The sequence below is a fragment of the Streptomyces sp. NPDC057002 genome (assembly GCF_042673825.1).
In the GTDB taxonomy this organism is placed as follows: Bacteria; Actinomycetota; Actinomycetes; order Streptomycetales; family Streptomycetaceae; genus Streptomyces.
In genome coordinates, this window is the sequence record NZ_JBHURZ010000003.1 from 643,421 (window position 1) to 658,384 (window position 14,964).

Below are 14,964 nucleotides of genomic sequence, written 5' to 3' on the forward strand. Positions count from 1 at the left end.
CCCCCCCTACAGTCCTGGGAAGGAGACGGTGGGGCCACGCCACGGAAGCATGATCATGAAGAGACGGGCGCCGAATTCCTGCGCTTCCGCAGTCTTGGTCGAAGCGGCGGTGCCGTAGACCTCGATGGTCGCCTGGGCGCGGTGGGACTTGCCGGCCGGGACGGTCTCCATGTGGAAGCACTGGAGGGTCTGGGCGGGGCCGGAGGAGATGTCCTGGATTCGGTCGCTGTAGGTCGACGACCCGTCAGGCCGGATCTGGAGGCGCGAGCGCAGCGGGACCGTGGTCGTGTTGTCGGTCCAGCCGACGCTCATGGTCGACCACAGCAGCAGCAGGCAGGTCGAGGTCTGGGACGGGATCTGGTACGAGAGAACGCCGGTGGGCGTCGTCTTGTTGCCCGCGATCGACCACCCGGTGGTGCGCGCGGAGACGGCGGCCCACGGCGCGATGTTCAGGGTCGTGACCTGGCCCTGCAAGGTGGTGATCTGGCCCTGTTGAACCGACTGGGTGTTGTTGAGCGAGCCGATGGACGCCGAGGCGTCGATCAGGTTGGGGCTGAGCGGACCCGTGGGCGCAGTGCTGCCCCCGATCACGTTCTTCAGGAGCGTGTCGAGCGGGTCCATGAGCGCGGCAAGGTCAACCGGAACGTCCGGGACCTTGCCTTCGCTCGGGATGGGCAGTTTCCCCCAGGGGGTCTGCTGGCCGGGGTTGGTCACAGCTCAGTCCTCAGTCCACGCGGGCGTAGTTCCGGCGCTGCTTGCGGCCCTCGCCCCGGTCGACCGAGGAGTACTTCAGCTCCGGCTCGCTGGCACCCTCGGCCATGCCGGAAATGAAGGTCGGGGCCTCGGGCCAGCTCGCCGATCCGACGTGGGCGCGCTCGCGCATGGTCTGCTCGGCCGGCTTCTCGAAGACGTTGGCGTTGTGGTTGCTCCGGCCGGGCGGGGTGCGGTACCCCTGCATGACGCCCTCGGAGAATTCGCTGGGAATGTCGCTGTCCGACGCCACGCCCTCCTGGAAACGCAGGGGGCCGCGACGGGTCGGGTTGCTGGCCGTCTTGGTCTCGTAGAAACGATCGGCGGACTCGCGGAAATTCGGGTCCGGGGCCAGAGGGCTCTGCGCCATGGTGGGCCTCCCAATTTGAGACGTCTCACCAAGGACGCTAAGCACGGCTTTTTTACGACCGGTAATGGCTACCAAGGCGCATTGTGCATCTCGACCTCCGGCAACGCCATGTCGGCCGTCAGGTAGAGCGCGTTGGCGAGCGAATCCACGTAGTCGTCGTGCGCCGCGTCGACCTCTGGGGCGGCGACAATGATGTGCGGCCCCTGGTACGTGAGTTCCGCGTCTTCCATCTGCTGCCGGAATTTTCGCCAGTTCTTTGTCTGCCGGGTCTTCGCATGCGCCGGCCAGATGATGAGGCCCTTGGACATGAGATCCATCGTGTGGGCCCACCGCTTGGTCTGATTGGTGCGGTCGCTCTTGAGGTCGACGATTTGCGCGTAGGGCATGAGGACGCGAAGTCGGCTGGCGACGACGTCGCCCAGGCCGCCGGCGTCGATGCCGATGGCGAATACGTTGTAGTGGTTGAGGAAGTCCACGATCCGGTAGTACTGGGTCTCCCAGTCCATGCCCGTCAGATCCAGCCAGTTGAGAACGCGGTGCTCGTACTGGCCGTGCTCATTCGGATAGTCCCAGTTAATCCAGCAGACCGTCACGACGGTGGAGTCTGTCTTACGGGCCGGATCGATTCCGACGACGACAGGGGAGCGGTGCCATTCCTGCACAACGCGCATGGACACGTCACCGAGGGAGTCGAACCGGTCGGAGGTGCAGAGCATTCCCTTGTCGAGCAGCCAGATCAAGCGGTAGCTCAACTTGAATTCGTCCGACTCCTCGCCGAGGCGGTCCATCTCGGACTGGACGAACTTTTTGTACCGGGGGACGTGCCGGGCGACTTCCTTCCAATCGACCTGGAAGTGATTGGCCTTTCTCCCCTTGCGGGTGGCCTCGCGCCGGTTCTTTTGGATCTGCTCGTAGAAGCCGGACTTCGTGTAGGTCGGAGTTCCAGTCAAACAGAGCGTTCCGGCGGTGCTGGAAAGCATCGGTGCGATCGACTTGTTCAACACCTTGTCGTCGGCGGCCTGAGCCTCATCGATCACGACCAGGTGGTAGGTCTGGCCCTCGATCATCGCCTTGGGGTGCGCGGTCTGTTTCCGGATCAGCGACCCGCAGCGCTTGAGGTGCAGCACCTTTCCCCGGGCGACCAGCTTTTCGTCGATCTCCGGGTCCGCGAGGATGTCCTGAGCGCGTTCGGAAGTGAGCCGGCCGACGATCCTCGTAAAGAGGGTCTCGCTCATTTCGTCCGTGGGCGCGAATACGCCGACCCACAGCCCCTCTTTGAACTTGCCGAGGAGGGCGGGGAAAACCTTGGCCAGACGCGGCAGCATGATGCAGGCGCCGGCCACGGTGTCTGCGACGGTCTCCGACTTCCCGGACTGACGGGACCACAGCGCGGTGATCTTGGCGGAGTCCTCGGTGATGAGGGACTCCAGGATGCGGCGGGCGAGGGGGAGCTGGTAGGGGCGCAGAGGGTGGCCCGACAGCTCGTCGATGACGAGGACGATCTTGTCGATGATGTCCTCGATCAGGGCCTGGTCCGTGACGGCGGCCGTGGCCGGCTCGGGCTCCTCGGGCAGGCCAAGCGTCAGCTCGTGTTCCGTGGCGTCGAGCGGCGTGGTCCCCATGTCGGCGAAGCTAAAACGCCGCAAATATGGACAGATAATCCTCGTGCGCTGGCTTACTTGGCCGTTTGTAGCTAGGAAAGGCCAAGTGTGGGCTAGGGTCGGCGCATGGAACCTGAACTCGATGACTTCTTCGACCTTGCTGCGCTCAACCCGGACCGCCTCGCCAAGCGCAGCATCGACCAGCTCGCCGACTCCTTCGCCGAGTTGAAGGCCATCAAGCACCCCGAGACAGCCGCGCGCTACCGTGCCGAGATCGGGTTCTTCTTCCAGTTCATGCGCCGCTTCGGCGCCGACCCCACCGTCTGCTCCCAGCCGCACGTCATGCGCTACATGACATGGCTGGCCCAGGAAACCCACCCCGACCACCGTGGGGAGTGCTGGCACGAGTGCAGGCACCTGCCCTACGGCGCCGCGTCCCGGGCCCACCGCCTGGCGGCCCTCAGCGGGTTCTACAACTACGCCATCGCCAACGGCCTGGACCTCGCGGCCAACCCCTGCCTGGACATCCCGATCGTCGTCCCCGGCACGGCAGCCGTCGACCATCTCACCGAGTGGCAGGCCCACCAGTTCTGGGACGGCGCCCGCGACCACTCCCACCGCAGCGGCGCCCTGGTCGGCCTACTCCTCGGCTGCGGCCTGCGTAAGGAAGAGGTCCGCCGCGCCCGTGTGGAGAACCTCGGCGAGAACGACTACGGCCCCACCCTCCGCTTCTGGCGCGTCAAGCGTAAGAAGGAGCAGTCGTGGCAGACCATCAACCTGCCGCAGCCGACGGCGCAGGCCGTGATGAAGTGCGTCGGGGACCGCACGCGCGGTCCCATCCTCATGTCGCCGCGATGGACCGTCGCCGAGGACGGAGAGCGGGAGAAGGCTCATCTCACTGACGCCGGGATCGACGACATCCTCCACCGGATCGCCGCCCACGCCCGCGTGCGGGAGGACAGCATGTACGCCCACCTCTCGCGCAAGACCAGCATCAGCTTCTCGCGGACGTTGCCGGGCCTGGCCCTGGAGACGACCATGACGTTCTACGGGCACCTCACGCTGAAGGACCACATGCGCTACGACGCCTTCGCGTACGAGACCTTCAAGGACCCCATCTACAACCCGGCGCAAGGCAGCCGGCAGCAGGTCCGGGACTTCTGGCGCCTGGCTGCCTGACGAATATCGGCGGAAAACCCTCCCCTCCTACGGTCGAAGCATCGGCACGGAAGGGAGGGTTTTCTCATGCCTCGCTACATGGGGAGCTACGACCCCGAAGAAATCCGCGAGCACATCCTGCAATCACGCGAAACGCTCGGCCCCCGGAAGACACAGGCGCTCCTGCGGGCATTCCACCTCGGCGACGACCAGTTGCTCCTCACTGAGCGGCCGACCAACACTTCCAATCCGCCCCGGCCGAGGACGATCGCGGCCGGCTACGACTACAAGTCGAAGACGATGTTCGTCCGATTCCGTGGAGAGCGAATCGCCTCCGGCCTTTACCGCGACGGAGTGGGCTACGAGTACTACAACGTCAGCCGGCGTGAGTGGGACCGCTTCCGCCGGTCCCCCTCCCCCGGCCGGGAAATCAACCGCGTCTTCAACCACAAGCCGTACACGGCGGCGAGCTGGTAAGCCCATGCTCCTGATCAAGACCACCCGATGCCGGCGCGACTGGCCCTGGCGGTACCGCACCTACTACCAGGAGACCGCTCCCCCGTACCGGCGTGCCGAGCCGGCCACCGTCTTCCGGCTCGGCACACGCGGCCTCGTCGTCGGCCGCTGGACCTCCCGCGCCGACAGCGAGCACCAGGCCCTCACGGACGCGCTGGGAGCCCGCCCAGCGGCCCTCCTGGGCTCTGACGGACATCTCCTGCCCAACTACCGCCGCAGCATGCCCAACACCCCTGTGGAGACAGCGTGTTCACCCGCCACACAGAAGACGCACAGCTCGCCACGGCCCGGCGACGCGCCGCCCGCCTGAACCCCACGGCGGCCCGCGAGTGGGGCATCGCCGTGTCCGGCTACCTCATGCGTGTCCTGGAGAATCCCAGCGAGCACCTCGAAGACGACCTCGGAGAGATCGACACCGCCCTGGGGGCCCTGCACGCCATCCGCGACCGAATCGCCCAGGCACGGTAGCCGCCGGACCGTCCTCGCGCCTGTCGCCACGCTGCTACGCTGCGTCACTCGCCGTATTCGAAGGAGAGCAGGATGACGCCGGTCAGGCAGCGCGACGTGTACCAGGCCCCGATCCAGGCGCCGGCCAAGCCCAAGGTGAACCCCAACCCCCGGCCGGCTGAGGCCGAGGAGTTCGAGGACGACGCCGTACTCAAGGCCGTCCTCTTCGAGGGCACCCCCCTCAGCGGGCGGGCGGTCGAAATCGTCGAGCTGGAGCAGTCGCGTCTCGCCGGTGCCCGCCTGAACGGAACCTCGCTGACGCGGTGCGTGCTCAGCGACCTGGTGTGCGACAACGTCGACTTCGCCAACCTCCGGGCCCAGGACACCTCGCTGCTCAAGAGCACGGTCACCACCAGTCGGCTCACCGGCTCCCACTGGTCCTCGGGACAGTTCACCGACGTCACGTTCGAGGGCTGCCGTGCCGACATGGCCCAGTTCCGGCACTCCAAGCTCCGGCGCGTCATTCTCCGCGAGGTGAATCTTCAGCAGGCCGATTTCCAGTTCGCCGAGCTGGCGCACGTCACGTTCGAGCAGTGCGACCTGACCGGCGCCCAGTTCGCCAACGCCAAGATGACCCGGGTCGAGTTCGTGAACTGCACCATGCTCGACATCGGCGGCACGGCCGGCCTGAAGGGCGCAACAGTACGAGGCCCAGGCGCCATGGAACTGGGCCTGAGCCTCGCACGTGAAGCAGGAATTGCGATCGAGCATTGACCCGTCAGGCCGCCGCGACCGACACCGGCTTGTACCCGCTGTAGTCGGGGTGGGAGATGCTCCGCTCGACCTCGTCGAAGTCGAGGGTCTCGGCCCACTCCGTCATCTCGTCGAGCAGCATCCGCCCGTACACCGTGAACTGCTCTCGCTGGACCTGCATGTCGGCGCACGCGTCCCGCAGCGAAGCGCTGTACTTCTCCACCAGGTCGCCGGTGCCCAACCGGTGCTCGATGTACATGAGCGGGACTGCCACCACAGCGGCGTGGAAGGCGGCGTGCAGGGGCCGCTTCTGCCCGATCTTGACGGCGGACAACGCCCGGTACTCGTCCTTCTCCAGCTCCGAGGGCGGCAGGGTGAAGAGCGGCTCGACGACGTCGAGGATGAACAGCGCGGTGTGCAGGCCCTCGTGGACGATGCACTCCGCGTACTGCATGACCTCCCACTCGTCGCTGGGACTCATCAGCACCACCCCGGGCAACGTGTTGGCGCTTCCGCCGCCGTCCGCACCGGAGTTGAAGACCACGATGTCCGTGACGAACAGGTCCACCCACCGGCCCAGGTCCGGGTTCATGTCGTGGATGAGCTGGACGGCGGCGCGAATGTGGCCGTCCCAGCGCTCGCGGGTGGGCCCGTCGGAAGCCGTGGCGGGGCCCACGATGTGGGCGAAGATCTTCTCCTCGCGGCAGTGCTGCGCCCAGGCGCCGTCCTCGTAGGAGACGGAGATGCCGATCTCCTCGGCCGGCATGGGGCGCAGCGGCTTGATGGCCTCGCGGTAGGCCGCCGGCACCGCGTCGGCGTCCTCGGGGTACGCGCCGGTCATGGCGTGGCTGAAGCGGGCGGTCATCTCGCTGAGGTGGCCGACGTTGAGGAAGTGCACAGGTAGCTCCTTCGGGATCAGACGGGGTGTGCCCCGGGCCGGGGAACGGCCCAGGCCCGGGGCACACGAAGGGGTGCGACGTCAGAGCGTCACTGGGAGTCGGTCCAGCCGCCCATCATCAGAAGGTGGCCGTCCTGGCGGGAGCTGGCGACGCGGCCCCGGATGGCGGCCGGCAGACCCTGCGGGTCGTCCTGCACCGCCAGCACGAGCCCGGTCAGGTGCGCGGCCGGCATGGTCTTGGCCGGCGGGGTGGGCCCGGGGGGATTCGTCATTACTGCCTCCTGTGAATCGCGAAGGTTTGGCGAGGGGATCTTTGCCGCCGGATTGCCGACGCTCTCGCCGTGGAGAAAGTTACCTACCAATCCGGGGTCCGGAAACACCGAAAAGCAAGATTCTTAGGAAATGGAATATGCCAAAATCCTGCACCTGAATTCGGGCATGCCAAAAGCCCGGAGATGCCGCTATCGGCAGCCCGGAAAAGGGCACGTTGAATTCCTGGGCCGACTCTCCGCGCGGGGAGGAAATGGCGTCAGCCAGCCCAGGAAGATTAACGCGCGATTGGCTTGAATCCGATCCCTAAATCACCCCCTCGTGAAATGGGAAAGTCCGTGGCTGAAGCGACGTCCCTCGATTACAGGGATTCGTCCTCTGCACAGCCGGGGCACCACTCGCCGTGGCGAACGACGGCGAGAATCATGAAGACCGAACCAACCAGGACGGTCAGCCCGCACAGCCCCACCGCGAGGCAGATCACCCCGGTGTCGCTGGGCCTGCGGCGCTTACGCCTGCGCATACGCAGAACTCCTTGATCATGTGAGCCGCCCCGACATCCGCACGACGGGGCGGCCCCGCTGCCGGCCGGAGGAACAGGGGCTCGGCAGCAGCCCATGGGATTGAGGACCCGGCCAGCACCGAAAGGGGTCACGATGGTGCCGGCCGGGCCTCGTGGACGCGGGAATGGGAGCCCCGCGTCCCCCCGTCCGCACACCAGGACGGGAGTCAAGACGTGGCCTGGCCCTCCAGAGCGCGGTACAGGCCAGGCCACGGGTCTACAGCTTCTCCAGAAGTGCGTCTCTGACGCGTGCGAGGACGCCCGGGTCGTGGGGTGAAGGGCCGGTGTAGCGCCAGGCGACTTGCGTGCCCCTCGCGCGCTCGTCCGCCTCCGCCTCCGCCTGTCGGCGTGCTCGACTTGCCAACGCCAGCTCCTGGGCGCGTATTTGGGCCCGGAGGTCGGCAAGATCGGCTGAGTCCATGCGGAGATTGAGATCGGCCACACGGTGGCCGCCCTCGGGGGAGTCCTGCCACCAGCCCTGGAAGGTGAGCCGAAAGGGCTGATCGGGGCAGGGATCGTCGATTAGATGGTCCTCGTCGAGCAGGGTGACGTGCACCTGCGGTCCCACGCGTGCCTCCTCGCGACGGCTGTCAGCCCAACTTGGGCTGGAAACAAACGCACTTGCCCGTCGTGCCGAGCACGACTTCGTACCCCGGAGCCATTAAGTCGAGCAGCTCCAGCCCCCGGCCGCCCTCCGAGTCAGGACGGGCCTGTCTGCGCTGCGGCTCCACGGGGGACCCGTCCCAAAGCTCGATCCACAGCTCGTCCTGATGGATGCGGACCGTGAAGTCCGCGCCGGTTGCGTGGATGACGGCGTTGGTGGCCACCTCGCTCACGAGCAGATAGCAGGCGTCAGGATCGGCACCGGCGTCGGCGTACACAGACGCCGCCCACCGGCGAGCCCGTCCTACCTGTTCAGGGGCCCGAGGGAAGACCCTCTCCGCCACCCGATCCGTAACTGCGTGCTGATCCGTGTGCATTGCAACCTCCAGCACGCGGCCATGGTTTGGCCACGTATGTGACGCACCGCAACACATCCCCATCGGCGCGTGATTGCGAGTGTGGTGCAAACGCACCTGCGTTTGCAACCGGGTGGGCCGAAATACCCTCACAAGTGCCCTCTGGCGTGCTCTCGCGCTACTCTGCGGGTTGACTACAAAGCGACATGAGGAGGGCCCGCCGTGGCGGTCAGTACCGCAGGCATGGTCGCGCGCCAAAGATTCGGCGGAGCGCTCACGCAGTTGCGTCTCGCTGCCCGCACCGCCGACGGCGCGACGGTCAAGCAGCAAGACGCCGGCAAGGCGATCAAGCGCAAGGGCCCCGACCGCGTTTCCCGCCTGGAGCGGGGCGACGCCTGGCCTGAGCCGTGGGAGCTTGACCGGCTCCTCAAGCTCTACAGCGCGGACGTGGAGACCAGCGTCCGATTGAGGACGATGCTCGAAGAAGGCCAGGCCATCTCCAGCTCATGGTGGCAGTCCTTCCAGAACGACTTCCCGGAGAGCTTGATCGAGTTCGTGGCCTACGAGGACGCGGCGACGAAGATCGTCACCTGCGCGGGCAACGTCGTGCCTGGACTACTCCAGAGATCGGCGTACGCACACGCGATCACCAAGCACCTCACCAAGTCGACAGCGACGGCACCCCTCGTGGAGCGGTCGGTTGAGCTGCGCACCAACCGGCGAAGGATCTTCGAGAAGGCCAACAGGCCGGCCGTGGAAGCGATCATCGGTGAAGCGGCTCTGCGTCAGCAGGTCGGCGGCCGTAGTGTGATGCTGGAGCAACTCGACGGTCTCCTCACAGACGCCGAGGATCACGGAGTGACGTTCCGCGTCATCATGTTCGAGGCTGGCGCAACGCTGACCTACTTCTTCCACCTGCTGGAGTTCGGTGGATCGAATGAGACCCCTGTCGCAGCGTTCGACGCAATGACGGGTATGACCTTCCGGAAGAGCACCAGGGAAGTGCGGGGTGTGAAGGGCTTCGTCGAAGCCTCCCGTGACCTGGCGCTCTCTCCGGAGGACTCCTTGGAAATGATCAGGACAATTAGAAAAGAGATGTCGCGTGACTAAGGAACAGGCCCTCAAGGCGCTCATGGACCAGGACCTCACGGGTGCTGCCTGGACCAAGTCCGAACTCTCCGGCGGCGGTGGTACGGGTGACTGCCTCGAAGTCGCTCGCCTGGAGGGCGGCTGGGTGCTGCGGCACTCGATCAACCAGGAGCAGAAGATCTGGCTGACCGACGGCGAGTACAACGCCTTCGTCGGTGGCGTCCAGGCCGACCAGCCCGGACTCGTCCCCGGCGTCTGAGCACATTCGGAGGCGCGCAACCTGAAGGCCCGCTCTCCTCGTTACAGGGGAGCGGGCCTTCGTCATGTCTTCACGGCATGGCTACGACATGCCGAGGAGCGCGGTGATCTGGACGGTGACGGACACGAAGACGTCGATGACGCTGGACATGGGAGACCTCCGGGGTCAGTAAGTGGGTGCCATGAATATCGAGCTGCGGCCGTGGCCCATGGACGGTGCTCCGGTGGGTGCGGCACCGGGGGAGCCGAGGCCGAGCTGGGAGCGGGTGGGGCGTCCTCGGACGGGTGCGGTGCCCGGCTGGGCGGTCAGTCGCGGCAGGGAGGCCGCAGCGAGCGCCGGGGTGCCGCCGGGGCGGGGGTCGGGAAGCTCCGATGGCCAGCCGGCGGCGAGCTGGGTCCTCGGACCGCCGGTGGGGGTGCCGGGGAACACCTCCTGGAACGCATCCCAGTGGGGGTTGGGGCGTCGGACCAGAGGCATGCAGATCACCTCGTCTTCAGGGCGGTAACCTCTTCACGGTGCCGCCGCTGAATTCGCCCCGGGTAATTCAGGGATTGCCGTACTGGGGTTTTGCGTAGGTCATTTTCGGGAGCTGCTTGGTGAGCTTTCGGATGCGCTTGTACTTAGCTCTGACGCTGTGGTTGTCCCAGGGGTAGTGGTCGACGACGGGGACCTTGTCGAAGAGCCAGACGTCGTCCGGGTGAATGTGCCAGGCGAGTTGGCCGGTGGGTGACTCGATGTACAGCACGGGCCAGCCGGGGGTCAGCGGGTCGGTGTAGGAGAGGACGCCGCCGAAGAGGGCGACGAGCACGGCCAGGAGGTGGGCGCGCTCGGTGTAGACGTCCATTTCCTTCTCGTCGGGCTCAGCCATTGCGGATGGTGAGGAGCGGGACGGGAACGAGGGTGCCGTCGGGGGTGGCTTCCCACCCGATTTTGAGGACGACTTCGACTTTGCTGCGGTTGGTGGTGAGCAGGCCGGCCACGACCGCTTTCATCGGGCCGGCCACCGATGCGGGCATTTGAACGACGTCAGCCATATGGGCGTCCTTCCAAACGAAGCTGACGCCATACTGCACGGCTGTCTATTGCGTAGGCGGCGGCACAACCCGTGTCGCAGGGGAACCCTCCGATGAGCCGACACCCGACCGGATTTCTTCCCAGATTTCGAGGCGGGTGACTTTCCTTTCCCGACACTCGAATGGCGGGGTGTACATGCCGTAGTACTGGTCGGTGTCGGAGTCGTACCCCATGAAGACGAGGCCGGCCGGGAACCGGAACGGGATCTGCCAGCGCGTGAACTGCGTGGAGACGAACCCGAACCGGTGCAGCTCCTGCATCGCGGCCTGGAGCCGCTGGTGAGGCACGATCGGATTGGTCACCTGCCAGCCGTACTCCTCGGGCCGCCTGAACCCCTTGGGGAACCGGAGCTGGTACATGAGGCTCACCCCCTGGGCGCAAAGAGCAGGGCGGTACCGAGGGCGAGTTCGTAGGCGACCCTCGACCGGTGCGGCTGGTGTGCGTTGCGCTCCAGCAGGCGGACCATGAGTTCGTACAGGTTGGAGCGCACGCCGAGGCACTCGCCTTCGAGGTAGGTGTAGCCGTTGCGTGGGCGGCCTTCCTCGGCCAGGTGCAGCAGGGGGAGGGTGACCGGCGGCGGGGCACCGTCGAGGGCCGTGTGCTCGCACAGGGGGCAGCAGCACGTCAGGCCGCTGAACTGGTCGACGTACCGGCATTTTTCGTGGACGCCGGCGCGGCAGGCAGGGTCCAGGTGCAGCTCCTGGGAGATGGAGTACAGCAGCTCGGCCATCGGACGTGCGCTGGTGTCGTCAGCCGGCATGGCGCACCTCCCAGCTCTCGACCTGCGTGCGGCCGGCCTCGGTGACCGTGTAGCGCTGGAGCCCCTCGCGGGGGACTCTGGCGGCCTGACGGTTGCGGACGAGGGCGCCCAGGGCGGCGAAGACCCGGCCCGTCGGGATTTCCGTCGTGGCCGCCACTTGGGCGAGCGTGCAGTGCTCGTTGTCGCGGAGGCACTTCAGCACCCGCATTGTCTCGGTCATAGTCATGAGTTTTCCATCGGGGACCATTTTCGACTGGGGAAAGAGCGAGACCCCCCACCGGGAACAGTTCAGTGGGGGGTCTCGCTCTCCGGCCGCGACGTCCCTGCCACTCAGGAGAGCGAGAGCGGCACCGTCGTCGTCACGGAACGTCGCGGCCTTCGTATAGGGAAACGGGGTAGCCGGCCGGTCGGTTACGCATTTCAAAGTGCGTCACCCGTCTGGCAGAACCTCGGCCGCAAGTCGCCAAGCATCTCCACGACAGCGTCGGCCGGCGAAACCGACCTGTCCTCCCCGTATTCGGCCACCCACGCCATGCACAGCATCCCTGCCGCGTCGCGGGCGGTCCGCCGCAGCCGGCGCTTGGGCCGCAGCGTGTAGCCCTTGGCCAGGCGGCGGTACCGGCCGCGCCTGATCAGCGTGGCCTTGAACTCCGGGTCGGTGCGGCTGCGGTAGTCGACCTCGACCCAGCCGTCCGTCCAGGAGATGCCGTGCTGCACCGGGATGACCACTGCATCCATGAGGAACAGCGCGAAGTTGCCCATCAGCCGGGCCATAAGCCGCGCATCGCGCTCCATCAACCGCATGCTCTTGCGGTCGCCCTTCGCGAAGAATTCGACGTACGCCAAGCTGAGGAGACGCGCGTCGTCCCCGGACTTGTCTTCCACCATGCTGCGAATGCTAACGATTACGCTCCCCTCATGAATTCAGCGCAGGAACCCAGCGCCGTGTGTCCCGACTGCGGGAAAGAAATCAACGACACTCGAATGGACTATCTCTACTGTCCGCTGTGCCGTAATTGGCACTGGCGCTCCGTGTGCGTCGAGCCGGCGGACGGGGAGGGTCGATGACGCTGTGCGCCTGCGACTGCGTTGTGTCTGCCCTGGTTGTGCTGGCGCCGCCGAGGCGCACGGAGCCGGGCCATTTCTTCTACTGCGACAGCCACCGGCAGATGGTGGTCTGGGACGGGCATCGCTGGCGCTGGTCGAATCAGCCCGAGGATATCCAGGAACTCCTACGAATGGCGGACCCCGCAAAGGCCGACGCCGTGTGAGACTGATTCCGCCGCGAGGCACCACGCAGGAGCCGCACCCCCTTGTGTACCGGGGGGTGCGGCTTTCATCTGCGGAACGGTGATTTGTAGCCGTGGGGAAAAATCTCCACCAAGATCTCGCCGGTCGCAGCGTCCTCCGTAAAGACGGACCAGCAGGGGAATAGATCCCGGTGCCCGACGACCTGGTGGGCCTGGGACTCGACCTCTTCGGCCCAGTCGAAGAGCCTTGCCGGCAGGCGGAACGTTCCGTTGTAGCAGTCAATCCACGCCAGGCCCGTTTCCGGGTCGCTCCAGATCTCGTAGAGCTGCACCTTCATACCGGTCTCGCCGATACGGAACTCGCTCAGCGTACGGACCTCGTTGAGTTTCTGTGCCCGGACGCCGCCCTGGAATTTCATGTGTGCCACTGATCATTCCCCCTCGGGTATCACGTCGCCGACAGCACCCGCGCAGTCGTCCGCCCGCCCGATTCTCGAAAGGCGACAACCTTGGGAAGGGTGAGGAAGCGCCGGCGTGCGTCGTGGTCCAACTTCCTTGCCCAGTCGGACAGTTCGACGGGAAGCCGGTACATCCGCTGCTCCGCCAGGAGGACCCACCACCGGCGACTGTGGGAGTCCCACTGGACCCCGCGCACTTCCACCACCAGGCCGACATCGTCGTCCTCGACGCGAGGCACGATCAGGTGGCTTTCGGCGACCTGCGCCCCGGTGGGGCTATGCCGCCGCGACACGGGCCCGTCCTGACGTGAACTCCTCCACGGCCTCCGGGTGAGCGGCCTTCGCCTCCTCCGGCGAGCCGTACGTCCACAGCCTGTGGAGACACCATCCTGTGGGGTGGTAGGCGGCGGAGGCGAAGACCTGGGGGACGTGATCCTCGGGCACCATCTCCGTCGCGGCCTCGTCGTCGAAGACCAGACACAGGGTCCGCACGATGGCCGGCCTGCCGTCGGGCAGCGTGACCGGCGTCGTGTACAGGACCCGCCGCTCGAAGTCCTCGTACAACTCGGCGGCCACCCGCAGCGTCACCGGTTTTCCGTCCAGCCCGTAGGTGAACGGCAATCCACTCGGGCCGACCTCGACCTTGTCCAGAACGTCTTCACTGGGCATGAGCCCTCCTCCTTCTCCCCTCGAAAACGGAAGGCCCGGCGTAACCAGGTGGGAGACACAGCGTCGGGGGGATGACGCCGTGCCGACTGGTTACGCCGGACCCTTCTCGGAGACGTGCAGGCAGGGCTCCCGACTGGGGGGGAGCGCCGGAGGCCCTGCCCCGTGTGCACGCACAGCCATCAACCCATAACCCGCTGCATTAGTCACGCGGGCCTCGGGAATTTCTAATTCCATCACTCGAATGGGTGAGTCGTAGCACTGTGTGCACACGCCCGCCAGTGGCGATGTCCAAGATGCCCGAGATCGCCTCTCACCTGCTGAGATTTCGCCGAAAGTTCCTAACTCACGGTTATTCCTTCACGTGTTGAGCACCAAATATCCCAACGCCCCACGCGGCCAACCAAGTTGGTCTACTCTCCGCGTTATGGCAGAAACCACCACGAACATCGACGAACTCCTCGAAGCCGCCGGCGCGCTGTTCCGCGCCGCCCACCCCCCGATCAGCGAAGAGGAAGCCGCCGAGCAGACCCGCCGCTCCATGGAGCGCATCGCCACAGACTTCGCCGCGCGCCTGGACGCCAACAACGAGACGGCCTGCCACCTCTGCAACGCCCGCCGGCCGCGCCGCCCCGGAGAGGAAGCCCAGTACAACCACGACTGCACCACCTGCCCGAACGCCCGGCAGTTCTGGCACTTCCGCCGAGACTTCACGCGCCCCGGCCAGCACGACGTACGCAAGTTCAAGGTGCGGAAGGTCTTCCGCCTCTGGTTCCGCATCCGCCCCCTCCGCTGCCGCTGCTTCTGACCCGAAACACGCGAAGGCCCCGCAGCCGCTACACGGCCGGCTGCGGGGCCTTGCTCATGCCTGCTCACCCACGGTCCGGCTGGCAGTCCTCGTGCGGACACACCAGCAGACCGACGAAGTTCTGCGCGAGCGCCTTCCTCGGATGCCGGGGGCAGTGCTCCAGGTCGACCGGCATCAGGTACACCCCCGCGCGACGTAGCGCCGCCATGTCCCGCGTCTCACTGCGCGCGGCCTCAACGAGGAGCTGCTGGAAGTGCGTCGTCATCGGCCTCTCCGTCCCTCGCGCCACCCACGCGGCGTCAGACCCACGCCGGAA

General features: G+C 66.3%; 28 protein-coding genes. 9 read left to right on the top strand and 19 right to left on the bottom strand.

Annotated features, from left to right (window positions below):
• Positions 1–6: 6 nt before the first annotated feature.
• The 3 genes from ACFT32_RS17570 to ACFT32_RS17580 form a co-directional block, all read right to left on the bottom strand.
• Positions 7–714, bottom strand: a complete 708-nt coding sequence (locus ACFT32_RS17570; RefSeq protein ID WP_382489865.1) for a hypothetical protein — start codon at positions 712–714, stop codon at positions 7–9.
• A gap of 10 nt (positions 715–724) precedes the next feature.
• Entirely contained in the window at positions 725–1,120 is a 396-nt protein-coding gene (locus ACFT32_RS17575; RefSeq protein ID WP_382489866.1) for a hypothetical protein, read from the bottom strand.
• Between the two features lie 68 nt (positions 1,121–1,188).
• On the bottom strand, positions 1,189–2,742 hold the full coding sequence (locus ACFT32_RS17580) for a terminase large subunit domain-containing protein (RefSeq protein ID WP_382489868.1): 1,554 nt from the start codon (positions 2,740–2,742) through the stop codon (positions 1,189–1,191).
• A 105-nt stretch (positions 2,743–2,847) separates the two neighbouring features.
• On the opposite strand from ACFT32_RS17580, the gene ACFT32_RS17585 reads away from it, so the two are divergent.
• The 5 genes from ACFT32_RS17585 (at position 2,848) to ACFT32_RS17605 (ending at position 5,616) form a co-directional block, all read left to right on the top strand.
• The gene (locus ACFT32_RS17585; protein WP_382489870.1) at positions 2,848–3,900 is read left to right on the top strand and encodes a hypothetical protein; all 1,053 of its coding nucleotides are present in this window, start codon (positions 2,848–2,850) and stop codon (positions 3,898–3,900) included.
• A gap of 66 nt (positions 3,901–3,966) precedes the next feature.
• Positions 3,967–4,356, top strand: coding sequence for a KTSC domain-containing protein (locus tag ACFT32_RS17590; protein WP_382489872.1), 390 nt, complete (start codon positions 3,967–3,969; stop codon positions 4,354–4,356).
• Positions 4,357–4,360: 4 nt separating this feature from the next.
• Positions 4,361–4,705 carry a hypothetical protein gene (locus ACFT32_RS17595; protein WP_382489874.1) on the top strand — a complete coding sequence of 115 codons (345 nt, stop codon included), beginning with the start codon at positions 4,361–4,363 and terminating at the stop codon, positions 4,703–4,705.
• Positions 4,706–4,737: 32 nt separating this feature from the next.
• Positions 4,738–4,863 carry a hypothetical protein gene (locus ACFT32_RS17600; RefSeq protein ID WP_382489876.1) on the top strand — a complete coding sequence of 42 codons (126 nt, stop codon included), beginning with the start codon at positions 4,738–4,740 and terminating at the stop codon, positions 4,861–4,863.
• Between the two features lie 72 nt (positions 4,864–4,935).
• Positions 4,936–5,616: a pentapeptide repeat-containing protein gene (locus tag ACFT32_RS17605; RefSeq protein WP_382489878.1), complete on the top strand. Its 681-nt coding sequence runs from the start codon at positions 4,936–4,938 to the stop codon at positions 5,614–5,616.
• Between the two features lie 4 nt (positions 5,617–5,620).
• Here ACFT32_RS17605 and ACFT32_RS17610 read toward each other — a convergent pair whose 3' ends face one another.
• The 5 genes from ACFT32_RS17610 to ACFT32_RS17630 form a co-directional block, all read right to left on the bottom strand.
• The gene (locus ACFT32_RS17610) at positions 5,621–6,493 is read right to left on the bottom strand and encodes an aKG-HExxH-type peptide beta-hydroxylase (protein ID WP_382489880.1); all 873 of its coding nucleotides are present in this window, start codon (positions 6,491–6,493) and stop codon (positions 5,621–5,623) included.
• Positions 6,494–6,582: 89 nt separating this feature from the next.
• Positions 6,583–6,765 carry a hypothetical protein gene (locus ACFT32_RS17615; RefSeq protein WP_382489882.1) on the bottom strand — a complete coding sequence of 61 codons (183 nt, stop codon included), beginning with the start codon at positions 6,763–6,765 and terminating at the stop codon, positions 6,583–6,585.
• 359 nt (positions 6,766–7,124) lie between these two features.
• Positions 7,125–7,286, bottom strand: a complete 162-nt coding sequence (locus ACFT32_RS17620) for a hypothetical protein (protein WP_382489884.1) — start codon at positions 7,284–7,286, stop codon at positions 7,125–7,127.
• Between the two features lie 256 nt (positions 7,287–7,542).
• Entirely contained in the window at positions 7,543–7,893 is a 351-nt protein-coding gene (locus ACFT32_RS17625) for a hypothetical protein (protein WP_382489886.1), read from the bottom strand.
• Between the two features lie 22 nt (positions 7,894–7,915).
• Positions 7,916–8,368, bottom strand: coding sequence for an ATP-binding protein (locus ACFT32_RS17630; RefSeq protein ID WP_382490734.1), 453 nt, complete (start codon positions 8,366–8,368; stop codon positions 7,916–7,918).
• Between the two features lie 138 nt (positions 8,369–8,506).
• Between ACFT32_RS17630 and ACFT32_RS17635 the strand changes: the two genes are divergently transcribed.
• Together ACFT32_RS17635 and ACFT32_RS17640 are read left to right on the top strand one after the other, a co-directional pair.
• A complete protein-coding gene (locus ACFT32_RS17635; RefSeq protein WP_382489888.1) occupies positions 8,507–9,394 on the top strand; it encodes a DUF5753 domain-containing protein in 888 nt (295 codons plus the stop codon).
• Complete coding sequence (locus ACFT32_RS17640; RefSeq protein ID WP_382489890.1) at positions 9,387–9,632, top strand: DUF397 domain-containing protein; 246 nt, start codon at positions 9,387–9,389, stop codon at positions 9,630–9,632. The genes ACFT32_RS17635 and ACFT32_RS17640 overlap by 8 nt, the downstream gene beginning before the upstream one ends.
• A 165-nt stretch (positions 9,633–9,797) precedes the next feature.
• On the opposite strand, the gene ACFT32_RS17645 is transcribed toward ACFT32_RS17640, so the two are convergent.
• The 7 genes from ACFT32_RS17645 to ACFT32_RS17675 form a co-directional block, all read right to left on the bottom strand.
• Positions 9,798–10,109: a hypothetical protein gene (locus ACFT32_RS17645; protein ID WP_382489892.1), complete on the bottom strand. Its 312-nt coding sequence runs from the start codon at positions 10,107–10,109 to the stop codon at positions 9,798–9,800.
• A 67-nt stretch (positions 10,110–10,176) separates the two neighbouring features.
• Positions 10,177–10,500, bottom strand: coding sequence for a hypothetical protein (locus tag ACFT32_RS17650; RefSeq protein WP_382489894.1), 324 nt, complete (start codon positions 10,498–10,500; stop codon positions 10,177–10,179).
• The gene (locus tag ACFT32_RS17655; protein ID WP_382489895.1) at positions 10,493–10,666 is read right to left on the bottom strand and encodes a hypothetical protein; all 174 of its coding nucleotides are present in this window, start codon (positions 10,664–10,666) and stop codon (positions 10,493–10,495) included. The genes ACFT32_RS17650 and ACFT32_RS17655 overlap by 8 nt, the downstream gene beginning before the upstream one ends.
• A gap of 45 nt (positions 10,667–10,711) precedes the next feature.
• On the bottom strand, positions 10,712–11,065 hold the full coding sequence (locus ACFT32_RS17660; protein ID WP_382489897.1) for a hypothetical protein: 354 nt from the start codon (positions 11,063–11,065) through the stop codon (positions 10,712–10,714).
• A 5-nt stretch (positions 11,066–11,070) separates the two neighbouring features.
• A complete protein-coding gene (locus ACFT32_RS17665) occupies positions 11,071–11,466 on the bottom strand; it encodes a hypothetical protein (protein WP_382489899.1) in 396 nt (131 codons plus the stop codon).
• The gene (locus ACFT32_RS17670; protein WP_382489900.1) at positions 11,456–11,686 is read right to left on the bottom strand and encodes a hypothetical protein; all 231 of its coding nucleotides are present in this window, start codon (positions 11,684–11,686) and stop codon (positions 11,456–11,458) included. Before ACFT32_RS17670 ends, ACFT32_RS17665 begins: the two co-directional genes overlap by 11 nt.
• Before the next feature lie 200 nt (positions 11,687–11,886).
• The gene (locus ACFT32_RS17675; RefSeq protein ID WP_382489902.1) at positions 11,887–12,354 is read right to left on the bottom strand and encodes a hypothetical protein; all 468 of its coding nucleotides are present in this window, start codon (positions 12,352–12,354) and stop codon (positions 11,887–11,889) included.
• Positions 12,355–12,530: 176 nt separating this feature from the next.
• Here ACFT32_RS17675 and ACFT32_RS17680 point away from each other — a divergent pair, with 176 nt between their 5' ends.
• Positions 12,531–12,737 carry a hypothetical protein gene (locus ACFT32_RS17680; protein ID WP_382489903.1) on the top strand — a complete coding sequence of 69 codons (207 nt, stop codon included), beginning with the start codon at positions 12,531–12,533 and terminating at the stop codon, positions 12,735–12,737.
• 65 nt (positions 12,738–12,802) lie between these two features.
• Here the strand turns inward: ACFT32_RS17680 and ACFT32_RS17685 are convergent, their stop codons facing one another.
• From ACFT32_RS17685 to ACFT32_RS17695, 3 genes are read right to left on the bottom strand one after another with little or no spacing between them, the layout of a single operon-like run.
• Positions 12,803–13,135, bottom strand: a complete 333-nt coding sequence (locus ACFT32_RS17685) for a hypothetical protein (RefSeq protein ID WP_382489905.1) — start codon at positions 13,133–13,135, stop codon at positions 12,803–12,805.
• Between the two features lie 29 nt (positions 13,136–13,164).
• A complete protein-coding gene (locus tag ACFT32_RS17690; RefSeq protein ID WP_382489907.1) occupies positions 13,165–13,467 on the bottom strand; it encodes a hypothetical protein in 303 nt (100 codons plus the stop codon).
• Positions 13,451–13,843: a hypothetical protein gene (locus ACFT32_RS17695; RefSeq protein ID WP_382489909.1), complete on the bottom strand. Its 393-nt coding sequence runs from the start codon at positions 13,841–13,843 to the stop codon at positions 13,451–13,453. Before ACFT32_RS17695 ends, ACFT32_RS17690 begins: the two co-directional genes overlap by 17 nt.
• A 424-nt stretch (positions 13,844–14,267) precedes the next feature.
• Here ACFT32_RS17695 and ACFT32_RS17700 point away from each other — a divergent pair, with 424 nt between their 5' ends.
• Positions 14,268–14,648, top strand: coding sequence for a hypothetical protein (locus tag ACFT32_RS17700; RefSeq protein WP_382489910.1), 381 nt, complete (start codon positions 14,268–14,270; stop codon positions 14,646–14,648).
• Between the two features lie 64 nt (positions 14,649–14,712).
• Here the strand turns inward: ACFT32_RS17700 and ACFT32_RS17705 are convergent, their stop codons facing one another.
• Positions 14,713–14,913, bottom strand: coding sequence for a hypothetical protein (locus ACFT32_RS17705; protein ID WP_382489912.1), 201 nt, complete (start codon positions 14,911–14,913; stop codon positions 14,713–14,715).
• Positions 14,914–14,964 lie beyond the last annotated feature (51 nt).